Here is a 21,002-nt window from a genome sequence, read left to right as displayed (position 1 = left end):
CCCGTTCCTGCCTGTCATTCATGCCCAACACACTGGGTGTCACCGCCGACCCCGCCAGCCTGCACGAACCGCTGTTCACCGGCTTCGCCGAGGACCTATTCAGCAGCCTACCCCGCCTGATCCACTCCCTGGACCTGACGGCGGAGGACACCGACAGCGACGCCTACCGCGATCTGTTACGTGAAATCGACCGAGCGTTTCAGAGCTTCGATCACATGGCCGTCCGTCACGGCTGGCTGTCCGGTGGAGAAACACAGGACGTTCAAGGCGAACAAACGGCCACCGACATCGATCTACCCGCTTTCGTTGCGTCCGCCCTGATCCCGCACGCGGACGCCTATCGCGTCCCCACAGGTTGGGCATCAGACCTCGACGGTCTACCCGGCTTCGACTGGGCAACGAACACAGTCCGGATGACCAACGATCCCACTCGGTTGCGCGACGCGCAAGGGTGTGAACTGCTGTATCCTGGCCGTTCCCATCCCCTGACCCGGCGTGCGATCGCCTCGGTTCGGGCCGGACGCGTCAGCGCCGCGAAATCCGACACGCTGTCATTGCTGATGACCTACAGAGTCGAGGTCGGCTCCTTCTTGCGCGATATCTTCGCCCTTCGTCTTTATCCCGACGGTTCGGTCACGGAACAGCCCTTGGCGTTGCCAGACCAACCCGCGCCTTGGGCCAACCTTTGGCAGCGGCAATTCGCGAACTGGGCGCCCACGGCGATCGAAGCTGCGGGCGCGACTGCGACGGCCATTGCCGACCAGATCGCGGACCAACTCGCGCTCGATCATCAGGCACGCATTGCCCGAGACATTGCCGCTGCTCGAACGTGGCTGGAACGGCGCACTACCGAACTGTGCAGCGCGCCGCTGCCGTGGATGGGGGACCTATTCGATACCGGCCCCGATCCAGACGACTGGCGTACCTGCGCCGTACCCGAACAACGCCTGTCCGCATTTGCCACCGATCCATCGACACCTGTTCCGAAACGCCGAGAAGCAGCCGAAGTGCTGGCGCGATTTCGCACCGTTACCGCCAGCCAATCACCTCTTCCACCACCATCCGTGCGACGTCTCGGCATGCTGATGCTCGTCCCGTGACGCTCGACCTGGACGATTGCATCCTGGCGGGCACGGCAATGACCGCACCATTCCTGCACGAAGGCCTGGCGCGCGTGCTTAACCTGCCGAACAACACCGAACCAAGCTGGGACACGCTGCGTGCATCGTTACGCGGTGGTGGTGCACAGCGAGTCCATCGCCACGTCACCACCAGCCTGGCCAATGCCCTCGGCTATCATCGCCTGCTGCGCCAGGACCCAGTTACCACAAGGGAAGGCCTCGAAGACGGCGGTTGGCTGATGCAATCCCGGAATGGCACCAGTTTGCGCGCATGGTCGATCGCCGGCGATACCGACCTGGACACGGTTGACCGATCGCCACGCGGGCATCGCACCAGCCCCACCCGTATCGCCCAGCGTGTTCTGCTATCACGCGGCGAGCGTGCCGGACTACTGACCAACGGCGAAATCGTGCGGATACTGCTGTGCGATCCCGCACGCGCCGATAGCCACCTGTCGATCCCCATAAGCGACTGGCGTAACCGCCCGCTGCCACCCGACTCATTCCGGATTTTGATAGCCCTCGTCGGCGCCCCCGGACTGCCACACCTCCCCGGCGTGCTGGAAGCCGCCAGACTGCATCAGGCGAAAGTCACAACCGAACTGCGCCGGCAGGCAAAAGACGCGATCACGGGCTTCATCAACGCCTTACCAAACCGAACCGGACACGACCCAAAAGCCCTGTGGCACGAGGGTCTCGTGCTGGTCTACCGCCTGCTGTTCATCCTGAAGATGGAGAGCCCTACCGAACCGGGTGGCGGCTTCAGTTTCGCCTCGGTCGGCCTGTGGCGCACCGCCCTGTCGCCGAACAGCGCCTTGGGTCCGCTGGTGCGGCGGCATCTGGATCTCCGCCACGACACCGGCCGCATGCTGGAAACCGGCCTCCGATCCCTGTTCGCGATTTTCCGGGACGGACTGACCTGCTCCGAATTGCGCATAACCCCTCTCGGTGGCGCCCTGTTCGGTTCGGATACGACGCCGTTGCTTGACCGGCTCGAATGGGGAGAGCGCGCTGTGGCGATCCTGCTCGACCATCTGATCTGGACAAAAACTGAGCGGGCGCGCGTGCACTACGGCTCCCTCGACGTGGAAGACCTCGGCAGCGTCTACGAAGAGCTGCTGGAACAGGAACCCGAAATCGCAACGGAACCGATGGTCCGCACGCGCCGCGGCAAGCTGGAATCCGTTCTTCCCGCCAGAACCGAGCCCCCCAACATCCAACCCGGCGAATTCTACCTGCGCTCGGGGATGGGCCGCAAAGCCACAGGATCGTTCTACACGCCACACGAATTCGTCCACTTTCTGGTGCGTGAAACGCTGGACCCCAAGATCGCAGCACTCAGCCCGCCGGACGATCCCCATCCCGCCCGCTTGCTGACACTCAGGATCGTCGATCCCGCCACCGGCAGCGGTCATTTCCTCGTGGAGGCCTGCCGCTACCTCGGCGAAGCCCTGCTCACCGCCTGCCGGCTCTGCGACGAACGCGGCCTGCACGATCGCATCGCCGCGTTGCCCGACCCCGACAACACCGTCGCATCCTACCTGCCCAGCCGAGGCTTTTCCGAAGCACGAGCCAGGGCGATCTGCCGCCGCCTGGTCGCGGTGCATTGCCTGTATGGTTGCGACAAAAACCAACTGGCGGTCGAACTGGCCAAACTCTCGTTATGGCTGGAATCCTACGCCGAGGGTCTACCCCTGACCTTCCTGGATCACCGCCTGGTGCATGGCGATGCGCTGACCGGACCATTCTTCGATTCGCTGATGACGCTGCCGGTGACCGGCGGGCCACTCGACCCCCTGCTGGCACGCGGCGTCTCCGACCGGCTCGCTGCCAGCCTGGACCGAGCACGCAAGCTGGTGGCGACCTTGAACGCATCCATCGGCCGGGACATTGACGACCTGATCAGCAAGCAAGCCGCGACAAAGCATCTGGGCCGCGTGCTGGATCCCCTGCAACGGCTTGCACGCGCCTGGGCCGGAGCAGCGATGCGGCGGGACCGCGACGCCGATGATGCGTGGCTCGGCCTCGCCACCCATGTCGCGACCACCGGCGCATGGCCGGGCACCCTGACCAAACGACAGACCACGTTGACGACCGCCGGGGCGGATGCGGTTGCCTGGGACCTGGTGTTCCCCGAAGTCTTTCCCGGCGGATTCTCCGTCGTGCTGGGCAACCCGCCCTGGGACGTCATGCTGCCCAACACCAAGGATTTCGTCGCCGATTTCGACCCCGCGGTGTTGGACGCCCGCACCAAGGCGCAACGGTCGGCGATCGAGCAGGCGGTCCTCGCGCGTCCCGACGTCGCCGCAGTGTTTCAGGCCTATCGTGCCGGCTTCGATCGGACGAAAGCCATCGCCCAGCGCCTCTACACGCATCAGCGAGCGGCCGGGAATCTCGACCTGTTCCACATGTTCGCCGAACGCAACATCGCCCTAACGTCCTCCGACGGCGCAATCGGCGTTCTGATGCCGTCCGCCTTCCATGCCAACGAGGGCACCGCCGGTCTCCGTCGGCTATATCGCGAGGAAACCGACCTACGCTGGTGCCTGTCGTTCGAAAACCGCCGCCGTATCTTCGACATCGACAGCCGCTTCAAGTTCGACCTGATCGTGGCCCACCGCCCCGGTCCCTCCGGCTCGATGCGCTGCGGGTTCTACCTCGATCGTATCGAGGATGCCGGCGATCCCGACAAGATCATGGCCTACACCCCGGCGTTCCTCGATCTATCCGGTGGCACGGGCCTGACACCCCTGGAACTTCGAGGCAAAGCCGACCTCCGTGTCGCCGAGACATTCTTTGCCCAACCCGACCGGTTGAAAACATGGTGCCAGAATCGCCACATCCGTTTCGGCTGCGATCTGCACATGACCGCCGACGCGGGCTGCTTCCAACCCGCGGGCGTCGCCCCGATCGTCGTTCACGAAGGCAAGACATTCCACCAATACACCGACGCTTGGGACACTGAACCGCGCTACAGCGTGACCCGCGATGCCCTGAAACCACCGATCGCCGACGCCACGCGGCACTATCGCCTGGCATTCCGCGATATCGCCCGCTCCAACGACGAACGCACCATGATCGCCTGTATCGTACCCACGGGAGTCGTGTTCGGTCACACTGCCACGGTGGAGAAAGCCCCCTGGTCCCGCCCCAACGCCGACGCCCTGGTCCTGTGTGCGCTGTTCAATTCGTTCCCGTTTGACTGGCTCGTCCGGCTGAAAGCAGCGACGCATCTCAGCCTGTATATACTGGATGCGGTGCCCGTCCCGCGTTTCCGAACCGCCGCCTACCGGTTCCTGACCCATGCCGCCCTGAGGCTGTCGTGCAATCACGCCGCCTATACCGGACTGTGGCGCGAATACACCACCGGCCAACTGTCCCGGAACGGTAACACAGGTCTGCGTCCCCGGATCGACGCGATCGTGGCCACCGGCTACGGCTTGACCCACGACCAATACGACCATGTGCTGAGGGGCTTCAGCCATCGATCCCATCCGGATGCCCCGGCCCTTTGTCTCGCCGCCTTCGACGAACTGAACGCGCTAGGGGAAACAAGGTTCTGCCAGCAATACGACCCGCTGGCGTTTGCCTCAGCCTGAAACCTCACCCAGCAACGCAAGCACCCGCTCGACCTGTCGGTCCAGCCCGTAGCGATCAGCCACCCACCCGCGGTACAATCCGGGCCTTCCTGCTTGAATCAGTGCCACCGCCTCATCCACCGACGCGAACAGGCAGTCTGCCGGCCACAGCCGGTCCGCTCCCGGGAACCCATGCACCACCGGGAATGCGCCGACGGCCATCGCCTCGCCAATGTTCATCCCGAAGCTTTCGTACATCGAGGTACACAGCAGCACCCCTTTGTCGCCGTACCAGACTGGCATATCTGCGACGTGTCCCTCGAACCACACCACCCCGGCCAGTCCCAGCGCCGCCTGCATCTGTTTCAGGTACCTGGCTGTCCGCGGATCGGTGAACGTGCCGGCGACATGAACGCTGAACCTGGGATCACGCTGCACCAGCCGATGGGAGATCTGCATCATCAGCATCGGGTTCTTTTTCGGCTCCAAATGCCCGACCCAACCAACGCGGAACCGGTCCGGTGCGCCGGGCCGAAACCGGTCCATATCGATCCCGTTCGGAATCACCCGGATCGGCACCGCATCAACGACCGACGGAAAATTGGCCAGCAGCACTTCAGTGATATCCTCACCGACAGTGACAAGGCGGGTGACGCGGCTCCACTCCACCTGCGCCGGATACGGCGTCTGCAGCGCCTCGATCGAGTGCAGCCGCACGACACAGGGCTTTCCGGACGGGATCGCATGCCGCGTGGCCCAGACCGCATGATCCCAGCACCATTCCAGCCAGACGATATCCGCCCAGGCGATCGCCTGCGCCAGTTCCTCGCCGGGCCCGGCGCTGATGAAGCGGGTCTCGTAATGGCGTTCCAGCGCCGGGATCAAGGGTGCGAGGAAACTATCCGTTCGGCCCTTGACCCGGTCAGCCAGCAGCAGGCGCGGCATCGGCGTCGATCCTTCCGCAATGGACGGTAGGCCCGACTGGTTAAGAAGCGGTTAAACCACCTACGATCGCACCAGCGCCGCGGCGATCCGTTCCCGCGTCAACGGCATGTCCCTGATCCGCACCCCCAGCGCATGCGCCACAGCATTGCCGATCGCCGCCGCGGTGGGGCCGAAGGTGCATTCGCCCATGCCCAGCGTCGGAAGATCGGGATTGTCGATGATCACCGCCTCGATCTCCGGCACCTCGGAGAACCGCATGATCGGATAGCTGTCCCAGTCCAGCGAGGTAATCCCGTCCCCATCCAGCGTCACCTGTTCCTTCAGCGTCATGCTGGCGGCATGGATGATCCCGCCCTCCAACTGGTTGCGAGCGCCGTCCGGGTTGATGACCAGCCCGGCATCGGCCGCGCACCACACGCGACGCAATGCGATATCCCGGTCGACGTCCAGTTCGACCGCTACACAGGCATAGGCGGCCTTGTTCTTGTAGCGGCTCCAGGCCAGTCCCAGCCCGCGTCCGGTTCCGGCCGGCCCGCGTGAGGCCCAGCCGCAGCGGCCCGCGACGTTCTCGATCAACAGTCTGGCGCGCTGGTCGGATAGCAGCGACAACCGGTAGGCGACGGGATCGACGCCGGCCCGCTCCGCCAGTTCATCGACAAAACATTCCAGTGCGAACACGTTCGGCAGCGCGCCCAGGCCGCGCAGCGACGACGTTCGCACCGGCGTTTGCAGCGCCAGATGATGGATCACCCGCTTCGTTCCGAAATCGTACAGCGGAAAACCGTTCCGCGTGCCGCCTCCGCCATTCGCCTCGGTCGGATCGTTCGATTTGGGCGCGGGCGGCTTGTTGGGCAACGCCTCGTGCGCCAGCATGTTGCCGCCAAAAACCGAACGCTGGACGTGCGGACCGGCCCAGACCTCGGCAGTCCAGTCGACGGGACGGCCGTTCTCGTCCAGCGCCGCACGCAGCCGGGTCATATGCGCCGTGCTGATCGGTTCGAAACCGAATTCCTCCTCCCGCCGCCACTGCACGCGGATGCAATGATCCGGGATCTGCATCGCAATGATCGCGGCATCCAACGCCGCGTCGTCGGCGCCGTTATGCCCGTAGCAGCCCGCTCCATGCGCGTGACGCACCGTCACCTGCTCGCGCTTCAGACCCAGAATGTCCGAAATACTGTTGCGCAACGGATAGACACCCTGCGTGTGCGACCAGACCGACAGATGCCCGCTTCGATACTCCGCCAGGCCGCACGACGGCGCCAGAGCCGCATGGGCAACGAACGGGCGGGAATACGTCTCGCTGACGATTGCCCCGGTCTCGGACGGCGCACCAGGATCGCCGATATGCCGATCATCAGACGGCTGATCGCGGAACCACGCGGCCTCCTGCTGCACCGGACTCAGCACCCGCACACCGGACCACCGAGCATGCGCCGGCGCCCCCACCGCGGCACGTTGCACAACGGTCTCATCATCTCCCACGAACGCGACGAAATCGCCGACGCGCACGATCCGGATCGTGCCCCCGGCAGCTTTCCGCACCGCCGCCTCATCGAACGCCTCCAACCGCGCCTCCCGCGACGGCTGGCGCAATACCCGAGCATGCAGCATGTCGGGCCGCACCATGTCGTGGATGAACGCAGCACCTGTCACCTTGGCGATCAGGTCGCGCCGGGGCACCGGCTGCCCCACCACTTTGTAGGCTGATGGCGGCTTCGGCCGAACCGCGCCTTCGATCTCGGCCGCGAAGTCCTCGGGACCGGAGAAACTCCAGTAATCGTGCCCCGTCGGATTGCCGTCCTGGAAAAACACCCCGTCCTCGACGGAGAGTTCCTCCGGCGCGCAGTTCAGGCGCTGCGCCAGCCGCCCCAGCACGCGGGTTCGCAGTTCGGCGCTGACCAGGCGCACGGACCGGCCGGACACCTCGATCGACTGGCTGGAACTGGTCGAGCCCTCATCGGGGGCGTCCGCGGTGTCGCCGGACAGGATGTCGATGCGGTCGATCCCGACATCCAGTTCCTCGGCGGCGATCTGCGACAGGGCGATCAGCACACCCTGGCCGATCTCCACCTTGCCCACCGCCAGTTTCACCGTCCGGTCGGGCTGGAACCGCAGCCATTTCTCCATGCGGCGGTTGTTCAGGATGCTCAGCGGCAGCGTGTCGCTCATGCCGGTGCTCCCATCGCGGCGGCTTTCTGGACGGCGGCGATGATCCGCGTGTGTGTGCCGCAGCGACAGAGGTTTCGATCCAATGCCTCAACGATCTCCGTCCGCGACGGGCGGGGATTCCGATCCAGCAACGCCTTGGCACTGATAATGATACCGGACAGACAGTAGCCGCATTGACCCGCCTGTTCCTCCAGGAATGCCCGTTGCAGCAGATGCGGCGCGTCCGGTGTGCCCAGGCCCTCGATGGTGGTGACGGAACCGCCGGAGACGGACCCGATCTCCCGAGCACAGGAATAAACCGCCTTACCATCGATCAGCACCATGCAACTGCCGCACTGTTCCAACCCGCAGCCGTAGCGGCTGCCCTTCAGGTCGAGATGGTTGCGCAGCACATCCAGCAGCGGCGTGGCGGCATCCACCTCCACGGCGACGGTCCGTCCGTTGACGGTCAATTCGATGGCCATTCGTTCCTCCCTGCAATCACCGTCTAAATCTGGACCGTCTCCGACGTCCACGGCAATTCCCATAGCTCCGCATTGCACAGCTTGGCCGCCAGCGCGGTGGAGATCGCATCGAACAGCGCCTCTCCCTTTTCCGCCGTGGCCGCCTCGGGGTTGCCGATCACGCCGGACGCCGACCGGCTGCCGATGCTGCGCCAAATGTACACCCCGCCGCCGACCACATCCGCCACGTCCGGCGACGTGTTGGATTTCGCCAGCGGGATCCGGTCGACCGCCACCAGGTCGGGCCGCACCGCCATCATCATGGAGGTCTCCGCCTCGCAGGCGTGCTGCAAGCCGCCCTGGGTCTCCAGGATCTTCGCGATCGCCACGGCGGCGGCATACCAATATGTGAACTGCACGATCGGCACGCCCAGCTTCGGCGTCAGGTCGTCGGCGATCGTCCGCAGCGCGTTCTCGTTCCCCCCGTGCGCGTTCAGCAGCACGATGCGCCGGAAGCCATGCCGCAGCACGGACCGCACCACGCCCTCGACAACGGCAGAGAACGCCGCATTATCCAGCGTAACGGTCCCGCCGAAGCTCATGTGATGCTCCGACAGGCCGGTCCACAACACCGGCAGCACCAGCACCTTCTGTCCGTGCGCCAGCACCTTCTCGGCGGTGCGCGCGGCCACCGTCTCGCCCAGCAGCGAATCGACCTCGACCGGCAGATGCGGACCGTGCTGCTCCAGCGAGGCCACCGGCAGGATGACGATCGCGTCCAGACGAGCCTGCTCGCGCAATTCGTCCGCTCGCAGCCGGCGCCATTCGTAATGCATGTTGACCTGCTCCCGTTTCGACATCGGCAATAGGAAGCCACGACGACGAGCCGGATGGAAGGGACGCCGAGGGGATGGACTCGCACCCGTTCAGCCGATATCACGCTTACGGCATCGAAAGACCAAAATCAGGGACGGTCAAGCAGACCAACATTTTGATTATGTGCAATTTATCTTTCTCACCATACCGCCTTGAGTCGATCAACTGATGTCCCAGGCCCTCGTCACGTTTTCTGCGGCCATTTCGCGGCTCGTGGCATCCGCCGCGCCTCTGCTCAGCGCGATTCGAGTCGGGCCCAACCGTCATCTCACTGGCCTGGTCTGCCAGGGCGACACGATCCTGACGACCGACCAGGCGCTTCCCATCCTGGACAGCTACACCGTCGTGCTATCGAACCGTCTCCTGATCGCGGCTCGGCCTGGTCCACGCGACCCGGGCATCAATCTCGCGGTTCTGCGTCTGGAAACGCCCTGGCCCGCGGCGAACCCCGAGGTTGCCACCTCACCTGTCGGCAGTGTGGCCGTCGTCCTGGGCGCGGATGCCGACGCATCCCCCAACGTCCGCCTGACGGTCATCCACCGGTTCACCCGCACCGCCGAAGGGCTGGCCCCCGAACTGGACCTGCCCGGCGACAGCGTCGACCCGGGAAGCCTGGTGCTGGATCCGACCGGACGCCTGATCGGCCTGGCCGCCCCGGGGCCGAACAAGCAGGCCATGGCCATCCCCAGTGCCTTGATCGGCCGCATGCTGACGCCGAACCACGCGGCCGCCCCTTCGGCCATCCCCGCGTTGCCATCCCCCTCCAACCGCCGCGGCTGGCTTGGCGTCGCGTTGCAGCCAATCACCGTGCCGGATCAACTCGTAGCCCGCGCCGGCCAGGCGTCCGGGCGGATGGTGGTCAGCATCACCAAAGGCGGGCCGGCCGAAATGGCGGGCGTCAGGATCGGCGATGTGCTGCTGGCGCTGGATGGAACCAGCACATCCGGCCCACAGGCCCTGCGGGCGTTTCTCAGCGGCGACCGCGTCGGCTCGACCGTCGAGGCAAAGCTGCTGCGTGACGGCAATCTTGTCACGACGCAACTGACCATCGCCGTTCAGCCGGGCTAGTATCCGATCCCGTCGGCCCAGCCTCCGACGTAAACCGCCCTCTCGATACGAAACCTGCGCGGTGTGGGTCATAACGAATGAAACGATCGTCGGAATCACGTGACCAGCGACGATACAAAGTGTCGGATATCGCGTTGTGAACGGACCCCATCAGGCAATTTACATTTTACTACCTATGATTGAATATGATTGCCAAATACTCGCCGTTTTGGATCAATGCCATGCGTTCATCGTGACGAATCTCGGCGGACTCGCTATGCGTGACCGGCTATGACCGATTCGGATGCAACAAAATCACGTTGCCATGACGGTAAACATTGCATTCTTTTATCCGCCGGCCCAAGGGAACGGTGGGAGACAAGGGGATGTTGCCTTCTTACGTTGCGCTGACCGCACTGACCGACCGCGTTCGTTCGGATGACCTGGCCGTGGTCGCAGCCGCCTTGCAGACCCAGGTCATGCGTGATTTCGCACCGGAATGGGGCGCCGGCGCGGTGGTCGGGGCGTTTGCGTTTGATGCCATTCCCGCCGGCTATACGCCGCTGATCGTCCAGGACACGATGGAAGCCGACGGCGTTAACGGATTTCACCGGACCCGTGGTGACGATACACCCTACATCGTTGTGCCCTACGGCCCGAACTGGTCGCTCGCCGCGAGTCATGAGTTGTTGCGTATGCTGGCCAATCCCACGGGATCGGCGCGCCGTCCGGGGCCGTCACGCATGCCGGGACAAGGCACCGTCGAATACCTGGTCGATGTCTGTGCCCCGTGCCAGGACGTGTCCGCGGCCTACGCGATCGATGGCGTGCCGGTGTCCGATTTCTGCACCAGGGCATTCTTTGGCACCATCACGCAAATGTGCAGCTTCACCGGCGCGTTGCGGGCGCCGCTGGAGCCCGCAAGCAACGGTGTCGTCACCTGGCTCGCCGACGACGCCTTGCTGTATCAGGCGCGTGCTGATCGCCAGGGCCGGATCCAGGTGCGCGGCGGCTTCTCTCCCGCCAATCGCGCCAAGATGCTGCTGCGGGAACTGGTCGATATGCTGACGCCGGACAGGTTGTCGCTTCTGTCGAACGCATCGCGGACCAATCGCCTCGTGGAGGCGGAGGAGAATGCACGCCGGGTGCGGTTCGCCAACATGACCCGGTTTCATGAGGACATCGCCTGGCGCTTCGGCCATGCCTCCGCGATCGAGGTCACGGCCGAACCCGCGCCGCGCCGGCAGGTCAAAGGCACGAAGGTTGGCCCTACCGGTGGCACCGAACAGATCAAGACACGGCCGAGCGAAGAAGCGTCACGCACGGTTCGCACCGCGTCCTGATCCTGGCGTCCGATTGACGGCCGGCAAAAGGCCTGTGGTCCCACGGGCTTGTAGTCCCACGGGCCTTTTGTTTCCCCACGCCGGACGCTAGCGTCAATCGGGCACCCCCAACCAACAGATTGACCTCCCAATGAAATATCGCCTGCTCGCGGTCGTCGGCCTGACCGTCGTTCTCATCACGCCCGCACGGGCGCAGAAGCCGGAACCGCCGCATGAGCCGGAGATCGCGCATCTTCCGGCCGACGTCACGACCCACCAGAAACTGACGCTACCGAACCGAGACCTGGCATTCACCGCCACCGCCGGCAGCGTCCGCCTGAAAGACGGCAAGGACGCGCCGCTGACCGACATCGCCTTCATCGCCTACCAAAAGGACGGCACCGACTCGGCGACCCGCCCGGTGACATTCGTCTTCAACGGCGGTCCCGGGATGGCATCCGCGTGGCTGCAGATGGGGGCGATCGGCCCATGGCGAGTCCAGATCGATCCGGCGACCGACGGTCCATCGGCGACGCCGGTACCGATACCAAATGCCGATACATGGCTGGATTTCACCGACCTCGTGTTCATCGATCCGCCGGGGACCGGTTATTCCAGCGTCCTCACAACGGATGCCGAGGCCCGCCGTCATCTGTGGTCGGTCAACGGCGACATCGACGCATTGGCCGAAGCGGTCCGTCGCTGGCTGGATCACAACAACCGCGGCGTTTCGCCGAAATACATCCTGGGCGAAAGCTACGGTGGCTTCCGCGCCCCCAGATTGGCGCGCGCGTTGCAATCCGACGAAGGCGTCGGCGTCAGCGGCCTGATCATGTTGTCGCCGCTGCTGGATTCACACGTCATGAGCGGTTACGCCGACCCGCTGTACTGGGTCGACCTGCTGCCCTCGGAAGTCGCCGTGGTACGCGCCGAACACGGGCCGGTAACGCGTGCCGCCCTTGCCGACGTCGAGGCCTACGCTGCCACCGACTACCTGACCGATATCCTGCGCGGCGGCGGCGACACGACGGCCATCGACCGGCTGACCGCCCATATCGCCAGCCTGACCGGTCTCGACCCGGCGGTAGTGCGGCAGATGGACGGACGGCTCGACCGCTACCGGTTCCAGCGCGAACTGATCCCCGGCCGGGTCGCCAGCGCCTATGACGGCACCATCTCACGTCCGGACCCACAGCCGCATGCGCTGGCCAGCCAGTTCCCCGATCCGGTGCTGAACGGGTTTGAGGCTCCGGTGACCAGCGCCATGATGGCGGTCTACGCCGACAAGCTGCATTGGCGCCCGGACGCGGTCTATCACCTGTCGAACGACGACGTGTTCTCCGCCTGGGATTGGGGCCACGGCATGGGACGGCCGGAGTCACTGACCGCGCTGCAGGCGGCACGATCCCTGGACCCGCACATGCGAGTCCTGATCGCCCACGGCCTGTTCGACCTCGTCACCCCTTATTTCGGCACCGTCCGGTTGTTGCGAATGTTACCAACCATGGACGGGGCGGCGCCTATCGAATTCCGCGCCTACCCCGGCGGCCACATGTTCTATTTCGGCGAGGCATCACGCACCGCGTTGCGCAACGATGCCAAATCGGTGTTCGATCCGGCCAACCCCAAGGGAGACGACACGCGATGAACATCGATTTCACCGGCCGTAAGGCCATCATCTGCGGCGGCAGCCGCGGCATAGGCCGAGCCATCGCCTTGGGCCTGGCGGCGGCGGGCGCCGACGTCTCGATCTGCGCCCGTGGCGCCGAAACACTGGAGCAAACCCGGTCGGAAATCGCCGCGCACGGCCACAAGGCACACGCGGCGCCGGTTGATCTGAAGGATGAGGCGGCGATCAAGGGCTACATCGCCGAGGCCGCGGCCGCACTTGGCGGGATCGACGTGCTGGTGAACAATGCCTCGGCGTTCGGATCGGCCGATGACGAAGCGGCCTGGGTCGCCAGCCTGGCGATCGACATGCTGGCGATCGTCCATGCGACCCAGGCCGCATTGCCGTTTCTGAAGGAATCGAGGGGCAGCGTGGTCAACACGTCGTCCATCTCCGCCCTGCGGGCCGCCGCTCGGCAACCGCCTTACGGAGCGATCAAGGCAGCGGTGATCCATTACACCAACACCCAGGCGGCCATGTACGCCCGCAGCGGGATCAGGGTGAATGGCGTCGCCCCCGGATCGATCGAGTTCCCCGACGGCGTCTGGGACCGGCGCAAGACGGAAAACCCGAAGCTGTATGGCGCCGTGCTGAACTCGATCCCATTCGGCCGCCTTGGCCTGCCGGAGGAAGTGGCGAACGTCGTGATGTTCCTCGCATCTCCATTGGCATCCTGGGTCACCGGCCAGACTATCGTCGTCGACGGTGGCCAGTTGTTGTAAAATTCTGTCGCATCGAGAGCACGGTCTGATGGTGTTATGAGCGACGAGGGTAGCCGTTCCGCATATCACGACGAAGAAAAGGTGAAGCGATCAGAATACAGCTTTTGGTATCGACGACGACCGCCGTCGAAGCCCATTCTCGTCGTACAAGTCACCGTCGGTCAGTGGCGGATGTTTCGCCATCGAGGCCGCGCTGCCTGCCACGATCCGATCGACGTCCTGCTTGATCGCCTGAATATCCTCAGACGTGGGACCGCCTCGCCGGACGCCACGATCGATGAACTCGACGCCGGCCTCCTCGAGCGCCCGACGCACCTGTTCAACCGTCGCGGGCGCCACTTTCGAAAGGCCGTGCTGTTCCTCCAGCCGCCGCAGGGTCACGACGGAAATTCCCGCGTCCTGGGCCAACGAAGTCTGGTCAATGCGCAAGAGGGCTCGGGCTGCGCGTATCTGCTCGGGCGTGATCAGCATGATAGGAAGTTATCATCATGCCGCCGGATCGGGCAACACACATGCCGCCGCAGGTTCTCCATTACACCAGCAACGACCGGCGCGCTGACAGGAATTCTTCCACCGCCGCGGCCAGGGCGTCGCACTCGGCATCCCCGATCGGCAGCGATACCGTCATCATCCCCCGCCGAGCGAGCCATATGCCGTGGGCGAGCATGTCGAAGAAGAACAGTTCTTTCAGCTTTTGGTCGGATTTGGCCGCATCCTCGGGGCTGTTGACCGGTCCGCGCATCGTATGGATCGCCAGCATCGAGCCGATCCCGGTAAACTGCACCGGCGCGTCCGCGGCCCGGCACAGGGTGTTCAGCCGGTCGCGCAGGGCGTCGCCGCGCGCGTTCAATGCCAGGGCGGCTTGTGGTGTGTATACATCCGTCAAACCCGTGAACCCGGCGGTCATCGTCAGTATGTTGTTGTTGAAGGTGCCGGCGTGCGGCAGGGCGTCCTTCCGCCTGGGATCGAATAGATCCATGATCTCCGCTCGGCCGCCGAACGCGCCAAAGGACATGCCACCGCCGATATATTTTCCAAATGTGGTCAGATCGGGTTTGACCCCGACAACCGACTGCAAGCCACCTGGGGCCAGCCGGGAGGTCATTACTTCATCCAGGATCAGCAGCGCGCCGACCCTTGTCGTTTCTTGCCGCAACGTGTGGAGGAATTCGGTGGATGCGGCGATGCAGCCGCCGCTGCCGATCATCGGCTCCAGAATGACCAGTGCCAGTTCGTCAGTGATCAGGGCGCGTGTCTTTTCGATGTCGTTGTATGGCGCGACGACGTAGTCGAAGGGGACGTTGATCGGCGATCCGCCGCCGGCGAAGCCGAACACGGCGCCGTGATAGCCGCCATTGAACACCAGCACTTTCTTTCGCCGGGTGAAGATGCGGCCGAGCGACATGGCGAGCAGGTTGGCCTCGGTGCCGGAGTTGGTGAAGCGGACGCGTTCGAGGCCGAAGCGTTCGCATACCGCGCGGGCGAAGCGGGCCTCGGTCATGTTGGAGGCGCCGAAGCTGATGCCGTTGTCGAGTGCTTTGTCGACGGCGGCTCGGATCACCGGGTGGGAATGGCCGTACAGGCCGGCGGTGTATTCACCCAGGAAGTCGATATATTCGCGGCCGTCGGCGTCCCACATGCGGCAGCCCCGCGCCCGTTCCATCGCCAGCGGGAATGGGGCGTAATGCAACACCGTCCTGGTGTTGCCGCCGGGCATGACGGTGGTCGCCTCGACATAGCGCGCGAGGCTGCGCGGGGCGCTGGTGACGTAGGCTTCCTTCGCCTCCTCCAGCGCTGCGTTGATGTCGGTGTTGCGCAAACTGGTCTCGCTCATGGCCGTTCCCCGCGTCTGGTCGTGTTAGTCTGCGCAGTGGTGCGGGACAGTGCAACCGGTCTGGTTTGACGTACGCGGCGGCCGCGTATAGGCCCGGCGTCCTCATGACCTCACTGCGTCTTCTGGCTGACGACCTGACCGGCGCGCTCGATTCGGCGGCCGAGTTCGTTGCGTTGACCGGGCCGGTGCGGACGTTCTGGCATGGGGCGATTCCGGCCGAACTGCCGGACAACGCCGCACTGGACAGCGGCACGCGGGAGCTGGATGCCCGCAGTGCGGCAGGTATCGTGCATCGGATGGCGCCACACATCGCCAGTGGCGGCATTGCGTTCAAGAAGATCGACAGTTTGCTGCGCGGGCACGCGGTGGTCGAACTCGCGGCGTGCATGCGTGGTGAGGGCTGGCGATACTGCGTGCTGGCCCCGGCATTTCCCTACCAAGGCAGGATCACCAAGGGTGGACGACAGCACGCCAGGGATGCCGGGGGTGCGTGGCGTCCGGTTGGCGACGATCTGGTGGCGGCGCTGCGGGAGGCCGGCGTTCGCGCTCAGCCAGGGGCGTTAGGCATCGATTTGCAACCCGGCATCACCGTGTTCGACGCGGAGACCGACGACGATCTGGCTCAGGTGGTCGCTGCCGTTCGTCGTCACGCCCATCGTGTGCTGTGGAGCGGGACCGGCGGTCTTGCCCAGGCGCTGGCGGCCGGTGCCTCGGCGCCGTTCTTGCCGCCTCTGCCCGGTCCGATCCTGGGTTTGTTCGGATCGGACCAACCCGTCATGGCCGCCCAGCTTGCCGCCTGCGCGCCACATTGGATCGACACCACGGACACCGCCGCGATCAGGCGACGATTGGACACCGCCGGCCTCGCACTGGCCAGCTTCCCTGTGCCTGCCGGCACGTCCCGTGATGCCGCCGCCCGCCACATCGCCGAACACTGCGACGGGCTGGCGCGCGCCCTGCCCCGGCCCGGCACCTTGATTGCCGCCGGCGGTGAGACGCTGCGCACTGTCTGCAAGGCGCTCGGTGCGACCAGCCTGGAAGTCCACGGACGCATTGTTCCGGGCGTCCCACGCTCAATCATGTGCGGTGGGCGCTGGGATGGTGTTACCGTTATCTCCAAATCCGGCGCATTCGGCCATACCAATTTGCTGCGCGAACTGCTTGCCCTTGAAAGGAGTGCGTCATGACGCCCCGTCCCCTCGCCATCACCATGGGCGATCCCGCCGGTGTCGGTCCCGAGATCATCGCCAAGGCCGCCGCCGAACTTTACCCGCGCATCCAGGCCGGGGCGCTGCGGATGGTGGTGATCGGCAGCAATGCGGCGCTGGAACGGGCGCGGGCGCAGTTCACACCCGACCTGGCGATCCCGGCGGTGACCGAGGACTCCACCGATTGGCCAGCGCTGTGCATGTTGCAGGCGGGGCCGGAGGGCGAACCCATCCAGCCCGGCCAACTCTCCGCCGACGGAGGCCGCTTCGCCTTCCAGGCGGTGGAACGCGGTGTCCGCCTCGCTATGGGTGGCCGCATCGGCGGCATCGTGACCGCGCCGCTGAACAAGGAGGCGCTGAACAAGGCGGGTTATCACTATCCAGGCCATACCGAGATGCTGGCCGAACTGACCGGCGTCAAAGGGTCGTGCATGATGCTGGCGCACGGCAACATGCGGGTCAGCCACGTGACCACCCATATCGCGCTGGAGGACGTGCCGAAGCGCGCCACTGCCGAACGGCTGCGCCGGGTGATCGACCTGACCCATGACGCGCTGAGCCGATTGCGGCTGGGGCGGACCCGGATCGCCGTCGCCGCGCTGAACCCGCACGCCGGGGAGGGCGGGCTGTTCGGCCGCCATGACATCGACGTTGCCGAACCGGCGATCGCGCGCGCCGTGGCCGATGGGTTGGACGTGGTCGGACCGGTGCCCGGCGACACGGTGTTCGTGAAGCTGCGCGCCGGCCAATACGACGCGGTGATCGCCAATTACCACGATCAGGGGCACATCCCGGTCAAGCTGCTGGGCTTCGAGATCGACCCCGCGACCGGCCGCTGGGACGCTCTGTCCGGCGTCAATATCACGCTGGGGTTGCCGATCATCCGCACCTCGGTCGATCACGGGACGGCGTTCGATATCGCCGGCAAGGGCATTGCCAACGCCCGCAGTATGGTGGAGGCGATCGAATACGCCGAACGCCTAGCCGCCGGATAAGATTGGGCCACCGGATAAGGGGGGGCTGCCGACCGCCGGATGAGGCTGGCGAGCGCCGGTCCGACGCTTTACTGTGCCTTCCATCAAACCAAGGACTTATGTCGATGGACCTGAAAGACCACATCCGCGGCATTCCGGATTTTCCGAAGCCGGGCATCCTGTTCTACGACATCTCGACCCTGCTGCGGGATGCGGATGCCTGGCAGGTGGCGATGGGCCGGATGGCTCGGGCGGTGCGGGCCTATATGCCGGATATCGTCGCCGGCGTGGAAAGCCGCGGGTTCCTGATCGCCGCGCCGCTGGCGCTGAAACTGGGCTGCGGGTTCATCATGATCCGCAAGCGCGGCAAGCTGCCGGGCGAGACGGTCGGGCTGAACTACGCGCTGGAATACGGTGAGGACCGCGTGGAGATCCAGGCCGACGCGGTGCATCCGGGGCAGCGTGTGGTCGTGGTTGACGATCTGCTGGCCACGGGTGGGACGATGGCCGCCGGGATTGCGCTGTTGCGGCAGGTTGGGGCGGTGGTTCCGGCGGCGGCGACACTGATCGAACTTAGTTTCCTGAATGGGCGGTCTCGGCTGGATGTGCCGTGTGAGTCGCTGGTTTCGTACGATGATTAAGGCGCGAAGGCCGTCTTCGTTCGTGTGTATTCCAGGCGGTAAATCCCGCGCACGATCGCGCTGGCGGCCGGCAGTGACGAAGCCGGCAGCACGGGTGCCAGTGCCGCGGCGTCGGTTGCTTCCACCATGATGAAACGCGAGGGCGGTTCCTGAATATCGGTGCGCCCCTTGGTTTCGGTCGTGCGGACGGCGGAGGCCGCCGCATCGCCTTGGCAGAGATGCACGCCCGTCACCCGAGGCAACGCCCGACTGGCCGAAACCGCGGCCCGCACGTCGCCAAGCGCGGAGTCCGGGAAATCCAGCCGAATGGTCAGGATCGCCCCACCCGCACCCGGCCCTTCACTCAACAGCACACGCGACAGCGCCCGGAATGTGTCGCGGAACTGGGAGGTCGACGCCACCGTCCCGGGTGTCGGGTCGTTCAACCGGTTCGCATAGTCGCTGCCCTTCGCGACCTCCATCGTATCGAGTTCATACAGCGTGAAGAACTCGGGATGCGTCGCTGGATCGGCGGCGATGTAGCGGCGGCCACGCCGGAATCCGGGGATGCCGACCCGTTCCGGCATGTATTCGTTGATGTGCCAGTCATAGAATTGGTCGCGCGCTTCAGGGGCGATCCCGTTCCAGATCGCCACCACCGCCTCACCTGCCAGCATGGTTACGCCGCCAGGGCCGCCTGTGGGCCACGCACCAGTTTGCCGGACAGGGTGCCGGTCGCCTGGCCCTCACGATACGTGACCTGGCCAGAGACGATGGTCGCGTCGTAGCCATGCACCTTCTGCAGCAGGCGCTTGCCGCCGGCCGGCAGATCGCTGACCACGTAAGGCGCATCCGATCCCAGCCGCCCCCAGTCGATGACATTCACATCGGCCTTCTTGCCGACAGCAAGGACTCCGCGATCGTGCAGCCCGGCCGCGCCGGCGGTGTCGGAGGTCAGGCGGCGGATCAGTTCGGCCACATCCCAGCGCTTCTGGTTGCGGCCCCAATGTGACAGCAGCCAGGTCTGGTAGCCGGCGTCGAGGATGAACGCCACATGCGCGCCGCCGTCGCCAAGCCCCATGATGCAGTTGCGGTTGTCCAGCAGGCTCTCCGGCATCGACAGGTTGCCGTACGCGTAGTTGCCCAGCGGGTGGTAGATGAAGTTGGCGCCGTCGTCCTCGATCAGCATGTCGTAGGCGACTTCCGCTTCCGATTGGTTGCCGCGGGCGGCGATGGCCGCGACGCTGTCCTCCAGCTTCGGCTGGTAGTTCGGCGGGTTCCCGAAGCGGAACATGAAGTTGAAGGACATACGGTGGAACAGCGGGAAGGTGTTGCCGGAAGCCGGGTCCTCGCCGAGGATTTTCGCCCGCACCGCCGGATCGGCCATCCGCCGAGCGCGGTCGGCGACGGGCAGATGGGCGATCTCCTTGTAGGAGGGACAGCCGGAGAACGGGTTCTGGCTGCCCGCCAGACCCAGCAGCACGCCGATCGCCCGAGGCGCCACGACTGGGCGGATCGGCAGTCCGTCCTTCGCCGCCTTGTCCGCGTGTTTGACCAGATCGCGCCACACTTCCGGCCGCGAATGGCGCTGCGTCAGGGTGAACACCGCCGGCCGGCCGCAGGCCTCGATCACCCGCCGCAGCATGGCGAATTCTTCGTTATGGTCGGGCGCCCATTCGGACACCATTTCCAGCATGCCTGACCCGGCGTCCTTCATGCCCAGCGCGATGCCGCGCAGTTCTTCTTCCTGGGCGCGCAAGGTCGGCGTCGGATCGCCCCGCAGCGTCTTGTGCGACAGGCTGCGCGACGTGGAGAACCCGAAGGCGCCGGCCTGCATCGCGTCCTTCGCGATCTGCCGCATCTGCGCGATGTCGCCCTGATTGGCGTTCTCCAGATTGATCGCCCTGTCGCCCATGACGAAGACGCGGACAGCGGCGTGCGGTAGCAGCGCGCAGACGTCGATGTCGCGCTTGCGGCGGTCCAGGGCGTCCAGGTATTCGCCGAACGACTCCCATTCCCATTTCAGGCCTTCATGCATGACCGCGCCGGGGATGTCCTCGACGCCTTCCATCAGCTCGATCAGGCGTTCGCGGTCGGCGGGCTTGCAGGGGGCGAAACCGACGCCGCAGTTGCCCATGACAGCGGTGGTGACGCCGTGCCATGACGACGGCGCCATGTGGCTGTCCCACACTGCCTGGGCGTCGTAGTGGGTGTGGATATCGACGAAGCCGGGTGTGACAAGCTTGCCCTTGGCATCGATCTCCTCCGTGCCGCTGCCGGAGACAGCGCCGACCGCGGCGATCTTATTGCCGACGATGCCAACGTCCGCCTCGCGGGTGGCGCCGCCGGTGCCGTCGACCACGGTGCCGCCGCGGATGACCAGATCGAATGCGGGCATTGGACTTTCTCCTGTCTATTTGGCAGTGATCCTGATCCAGCCGTCCCGGGCTGGCAAGTTTCGGAGCCTGCCC

General features: G+C 65.3%; 17 protein-coding genes. 9 read left to right on the top strand and 8 right to left on the bottom strand.

Annotation, left to right across the window (positions count from 1 at the left end; genetic code table 11):
- Together GSQ89_RS13795 and GSQ89_RS13790 are read left to right on the top strand one after the other, a co-directional pair.
- Window positions 1-1,100: hypothetical protein (locus GSQ89_RS13795; protein WP_216856154.1), on the top strand; the 1,100-nt coding region annotated here is incomplete at its 5' end.
- A complete protein-coding gene (locus tag GSQ89_RS13790; protein WP_158926008.1) occupies window positions 1,097-4,720 on the top strand; it encodes an Eco57I restriction-modification methylase domain-containing protein in 3,624 nt (1,207 codons plus the stop codon). The genes GSQ89_RS13795 and GSQ89_RS13790, both read left to right, overlap by 4 nt.
- Here GSQ89_RS13790 and GSQ89_RS13785 read toward each other — a convergent pair.
- The 4 genes from GSQ89_RS13785 to GSQ89_RS13770 are packed head-to-tail and all read right to left on the bottom strand — an operon-like array spanning window position 4,712 to window position 9,095.
- Window positions 4,712-5,644 (bottom strand): glycosyltransferase family 4 protein, encoded by a 933-nt coding sequence (locus GSQ89_RS13785; protein WP_158926006.1) that lies wholly within the window; start codon window positions 5,642-5,644, stop codon window positions 4,712-4,714. The genes GSQ89_RS13790 and GSQ89_RS13785 overlap by 9 nt on opposite strands.
- A gap of 60 nt (window positions 5,645-5,704) precedes the next feature.
- Window positions 5,705-7,816 carry a molybdopterin cofactor-binding domain-containing protein gene (locus GSQ89_RS13780; RefSeq protein WP_158926004.1) on the bottom strand — a complete coding sequence of 704 codons (2,112 nt, stop codon included), beginning with the start codon at window positions 7,814-7,816 and terminating at the stop codon, window positions 5,705-5,707.
- Window positions 7,813-8,280 carry a (2Fe-2S)-binding protein gene (locus tag GSQ89_RS13775; RefSeq protein WP_158926002.1) on the bottom strand — a complete coding sequence of 156 codons (468 nt, stop codon included), beginning with the start codon at window positions 8,278-8,280 and terminating at the stop codon, window positions 7,813-7,815. The genes GSQ89_RS13780 and GSQ89_RS13775 overlap by 4 nt, the downstream gene beginning before the upstream one ends.
- A gap of 23 nt (window positions 8,281-8,303) precedes the next feature.
- Entirely contained in the window at window positions 8,304-9,095 is a 792-nt protein-coding gene (locus GSQ89_RS13770) for a creatininase family protein (protein ID WP_158926000.1), read from the bottom strand.
- 208 nt (window positions 9,096-9,303) lie between these two features.
- Between GSQ89_RS13770 and GSQ89_RS13765 the strand changes: the two genes are divergently transcribed.
- The 4 genes from GSQ89_RS13765 to GSQ89_RS13750 all read left to right on the top strand — a co-directional run bounded on the left by GSQ89_RS13765 (window position 9,304) and on the right by GSQ89_RS13750 (window position 13,895).
- Window positions 9,304-10,203 carry a S1C family serine protease gene (locus GSQ89_RS13765; RefSeq protein ID WP_158925998.1) on the top strand — a complete coding sequence of 300 codons (900 nt, stop codon included), beginning with the start codon at window positions 9,304-9,306 and terminating at the stop codon, window positions 10,201-10,203.
- 365 nt (window positions 10,204-10,568) lie between these two features.
- Entirely contained in the window at window positions 10,569-11,525 is a 957-nt protein-coding gene (locus tag GSQ89_RS13760; RefSeq protein WP_158925996.1) for a hypothetical protein, read from the top strand.
- Between the two features lie 130 nt (window positions 11,526-11,655).
- Entirely contained in the window at window positions 11,656-13,152 is a 1,497-nt protein-coding gene (locus GSQ89_RS13755; protein WP_158925994.1) for a S10 family peptidase, read from the top strand.
- On the top strand, window positions 13,149-13,895 hold the full coding sequence (locus GSQ89_RS13750) for an SDR family NAD(P)-dependent oxidoreductase (RefSeq protein WP_158925992.1): 747 nt from the start codon (window positions 13,149-13,151) through the stop codon (window positions 13,893-13,895). The genes GSQ89_RS13755 and GSQ89_RS13750 overlap by 4 nt, the downstream gene beginning before the upstream one ends.
- Before the next feature lie 90 nt (window positions 13,896-13,985).
- Here the strand turns inward: GSQ89_RS13750 and GSQ89_RS38485 are convergent, their stop codons facing one another.
- Complete coding sequence (locus tag GSQ89_RS38485) at window positions 13,986-14,366, bottom strand: helix-turn-helix transcriptional regulator (protein WP_216856153.1); 381 nt, start codon at window positions 14,364-14,366, stop codon at window positions 13,986-13,988.
- A 61-nt stretch (window positions 14,367-14,427) separates the two neighbouring features.
- Window positions 14,428-15,729 (bottom strand): aspartate aminotransferase family protein, encoded by a 1,302-nt coding sequence (locus GSQ89_RS13740; RefSeq protein WP_158925990.1) that lies wholly within the window; start codon window positions 15,727-15,729, stop codon window positions 14,428-14,430.
- 104 nt (window positions 15,730-15,833) lie between these two features.
- Between GSQ89_RS13740 and GSQ89_RS13735 the strand changes: the two genes are divergently transcribed.
- From GSQ89_RS13735 to GSQ89_RS13725, 3 genes are all read left to right on the top strand, one after another.
- Window positions 15,834-16,916, top strand: a complete 1,083-nt coding sequence (locus GSQ89_RS13735) for a four-carbon acid sugar kinase family protein (RefSeq protein ID WP_158925988.1) — start codon at window positions 15,834-15,836, stop codon at window positions 16,914-16,916.
- Entirely contained in the window at window positions 16,913-17,932 is a 1,020-nt protein-coding gene (pdxA, locus tag GSQ89_RS13730) for a 4-hydroxythreonine-4-phosphate dehydrogenase PdxA (RefSeq protein WP_158925986.1), read from the top strand. The genes GSQ89_RS13735 and pdxA overlap by 4 nt, the downstream gene beginning before the upstream one ends.
- Before the next feature lie 104 nt (window positions 17,933-18,036).
- Window positions 18,037-18,552, top strand: a complete 516-nt coding sequence (locus GSQ89_RS13725) for an adenine phosphoribosyltransferase (protein ID WP_158925984.1) — start codon at window positions 18,037-18,039, stop codon at window positions 18,550-18,552.
- Here the strand turns inward: GSQ89_RS13725 and GSQ89_RS13720 are convergent.
- A complete protein-coding gene (locus tag GSQ89_RS13720) occupies window positions 18,549-19,208 on the bottom strand; it encodes a hypothetical protein (protein WP_158925982.1) in 660 nt (219 codons plus the stop codon). The two genes, GSQ89_RS13725 and GSQ89_RS13720, sit on opposite strands and share 4 nt — an antisense overlap.
- A gap of 2 nt (window positions 19,209-19,210) precedes the next feature.
- Window positions 19,211-20,929: an amidohydrolase family protein gene (locus GSQ89_RS13715; protein WP_158925980.1), complete on the bottom strand. Its 1,719-nt coding sequence runs from the start codon at window positions 20,927-20,929 to the stop codon at window positions 19,211-19,213.
- Window positions 20,930-21,002 lie beyond the last annotated feature (73 nt).

Origin of the sequence: Acidisphaera sp. S103, assembly GCF_009765975.1 — a bacterium.
GTDB lineage: Bacteria > Pseudomonadota > Alphaproteobacteria > Acetobacterales > Acetobacteraceae > Rhodopila.
Note: the sequence above shows the minus strand (reverse complement) of the source record. Positions and strands in the feature narration are given on the sequence as shown.

Excerpts from the sequence above, each read along its gene's own strand:
- GSQ89_RS13720 (WP_158925982.1), bottom strand. The coding sequence starts at position 19,208 with ATGCTGGCAGGTGAGGCGGTGGTGGCGATCTGGAACGGGATCGCCCCT.
- GSQ89_RS13780 (WP_158926004.1), bottom strand. The coding sequence starts at position 7,816 with ATGAGCGACACGCTGCCGCTGAGCATCCTGAACAACCGCCGCATGGAG.
- GSQ89_RS13755 (WP_158925994.1), top strand. The coding sequence starts at position 11,656 with ATGAAATATCGCCTGCTCGCGGTCGTCGGCCTGACCGTCGTTCTCATC.
- GSQ89_RS13760 (WP_158925996.1), top strand. The coding sequence starts at position 10,569 with ATGTTGCCTTCTTACGTTGCGCTGACCGCACTGACCGACCGCGTTCGT.
- GSQ89_RS13715 (WP_158925980.1), bottom strand. The coding sequence starts at position 20,929 with ATGCCCGCATTCGATCTGGTCATCCGCGGCGGCACCGTGGTCGACGGC.
- GSQ89_RS38485 (WP_216856153.1), bottom strand. The coding sequence starts at position 14,366 with ATGCTGATCACGCCCGAGCAGATACGCGCAGCCCGAGCCCTCTTGCGC.
- GSQ89_RS13725 (WP_158925984.1), top strand. The coding sequence starts at position 18,037 with ATGGACCTGAAAGACCACATCCGCGGCATTCCGGATTTTCCGAAGCCG.
- GSQ89_RS13740 (WP_158925990.1), bottom strand. The coding sequence starts at position 15,729 with ATGAGCGAGACCAGTTTGCGCAACACCGACATCAACGCAGCGCTGGAG.
- GSQ89_RS13770 (WP_158926000.1), bottom strand. The coding sequence starts at position 9,095 with ATGCATTACGAATGGCGCCGGCTGCGAGCGGACGAATTGCGCGAGCAG.
- GSQ89_RS13775 (WP_158926002.1), bottom strand. The coding sequence starts at position 8,280 with ATGGCCATCGAATTGACCGTCAACGGACGGACCGTCGCCGTGGAGGTG.
- pdxA (WP_158925986.1), top strand. The coding sequence starts at position 16,913 with ATGACGCCCCGTCCCCTCGCCATCACCATGGGCGATCCCGCCGGTGTC.
- GSQ89_RS13735 (WP_158925988.1), top strand. The coding sequence starts at position 15,834 with ATGACCTCACTGCGTCTTCTGGCTGACGACCTGACCGGCGCGCTCGAT.
- GSQ89_RS13765 (WP_158925998.1), top strand. The coding sequence starts at position 9,304 with ATGTCCCAGGCCCTCGTCACGTTTTCTGCGGCCATTTCGCGGCTCGTG.
- GSQ89_RS13750 (WP_158925992.1), top strand. The coding sequence starts at position 13,149 with ATGAACATCGATTTCACCGGCCGTAAGGCCATCATCTGCGGCGGCAGC.
- GSQ89_RS13785 (WP_158926006.1), bottom strand. The coding sequence starts at position 5,644 with ATGCCGCGCCTGCTGCTGGCTGACCGGGTCAAGGGCCGAACGGATAGT.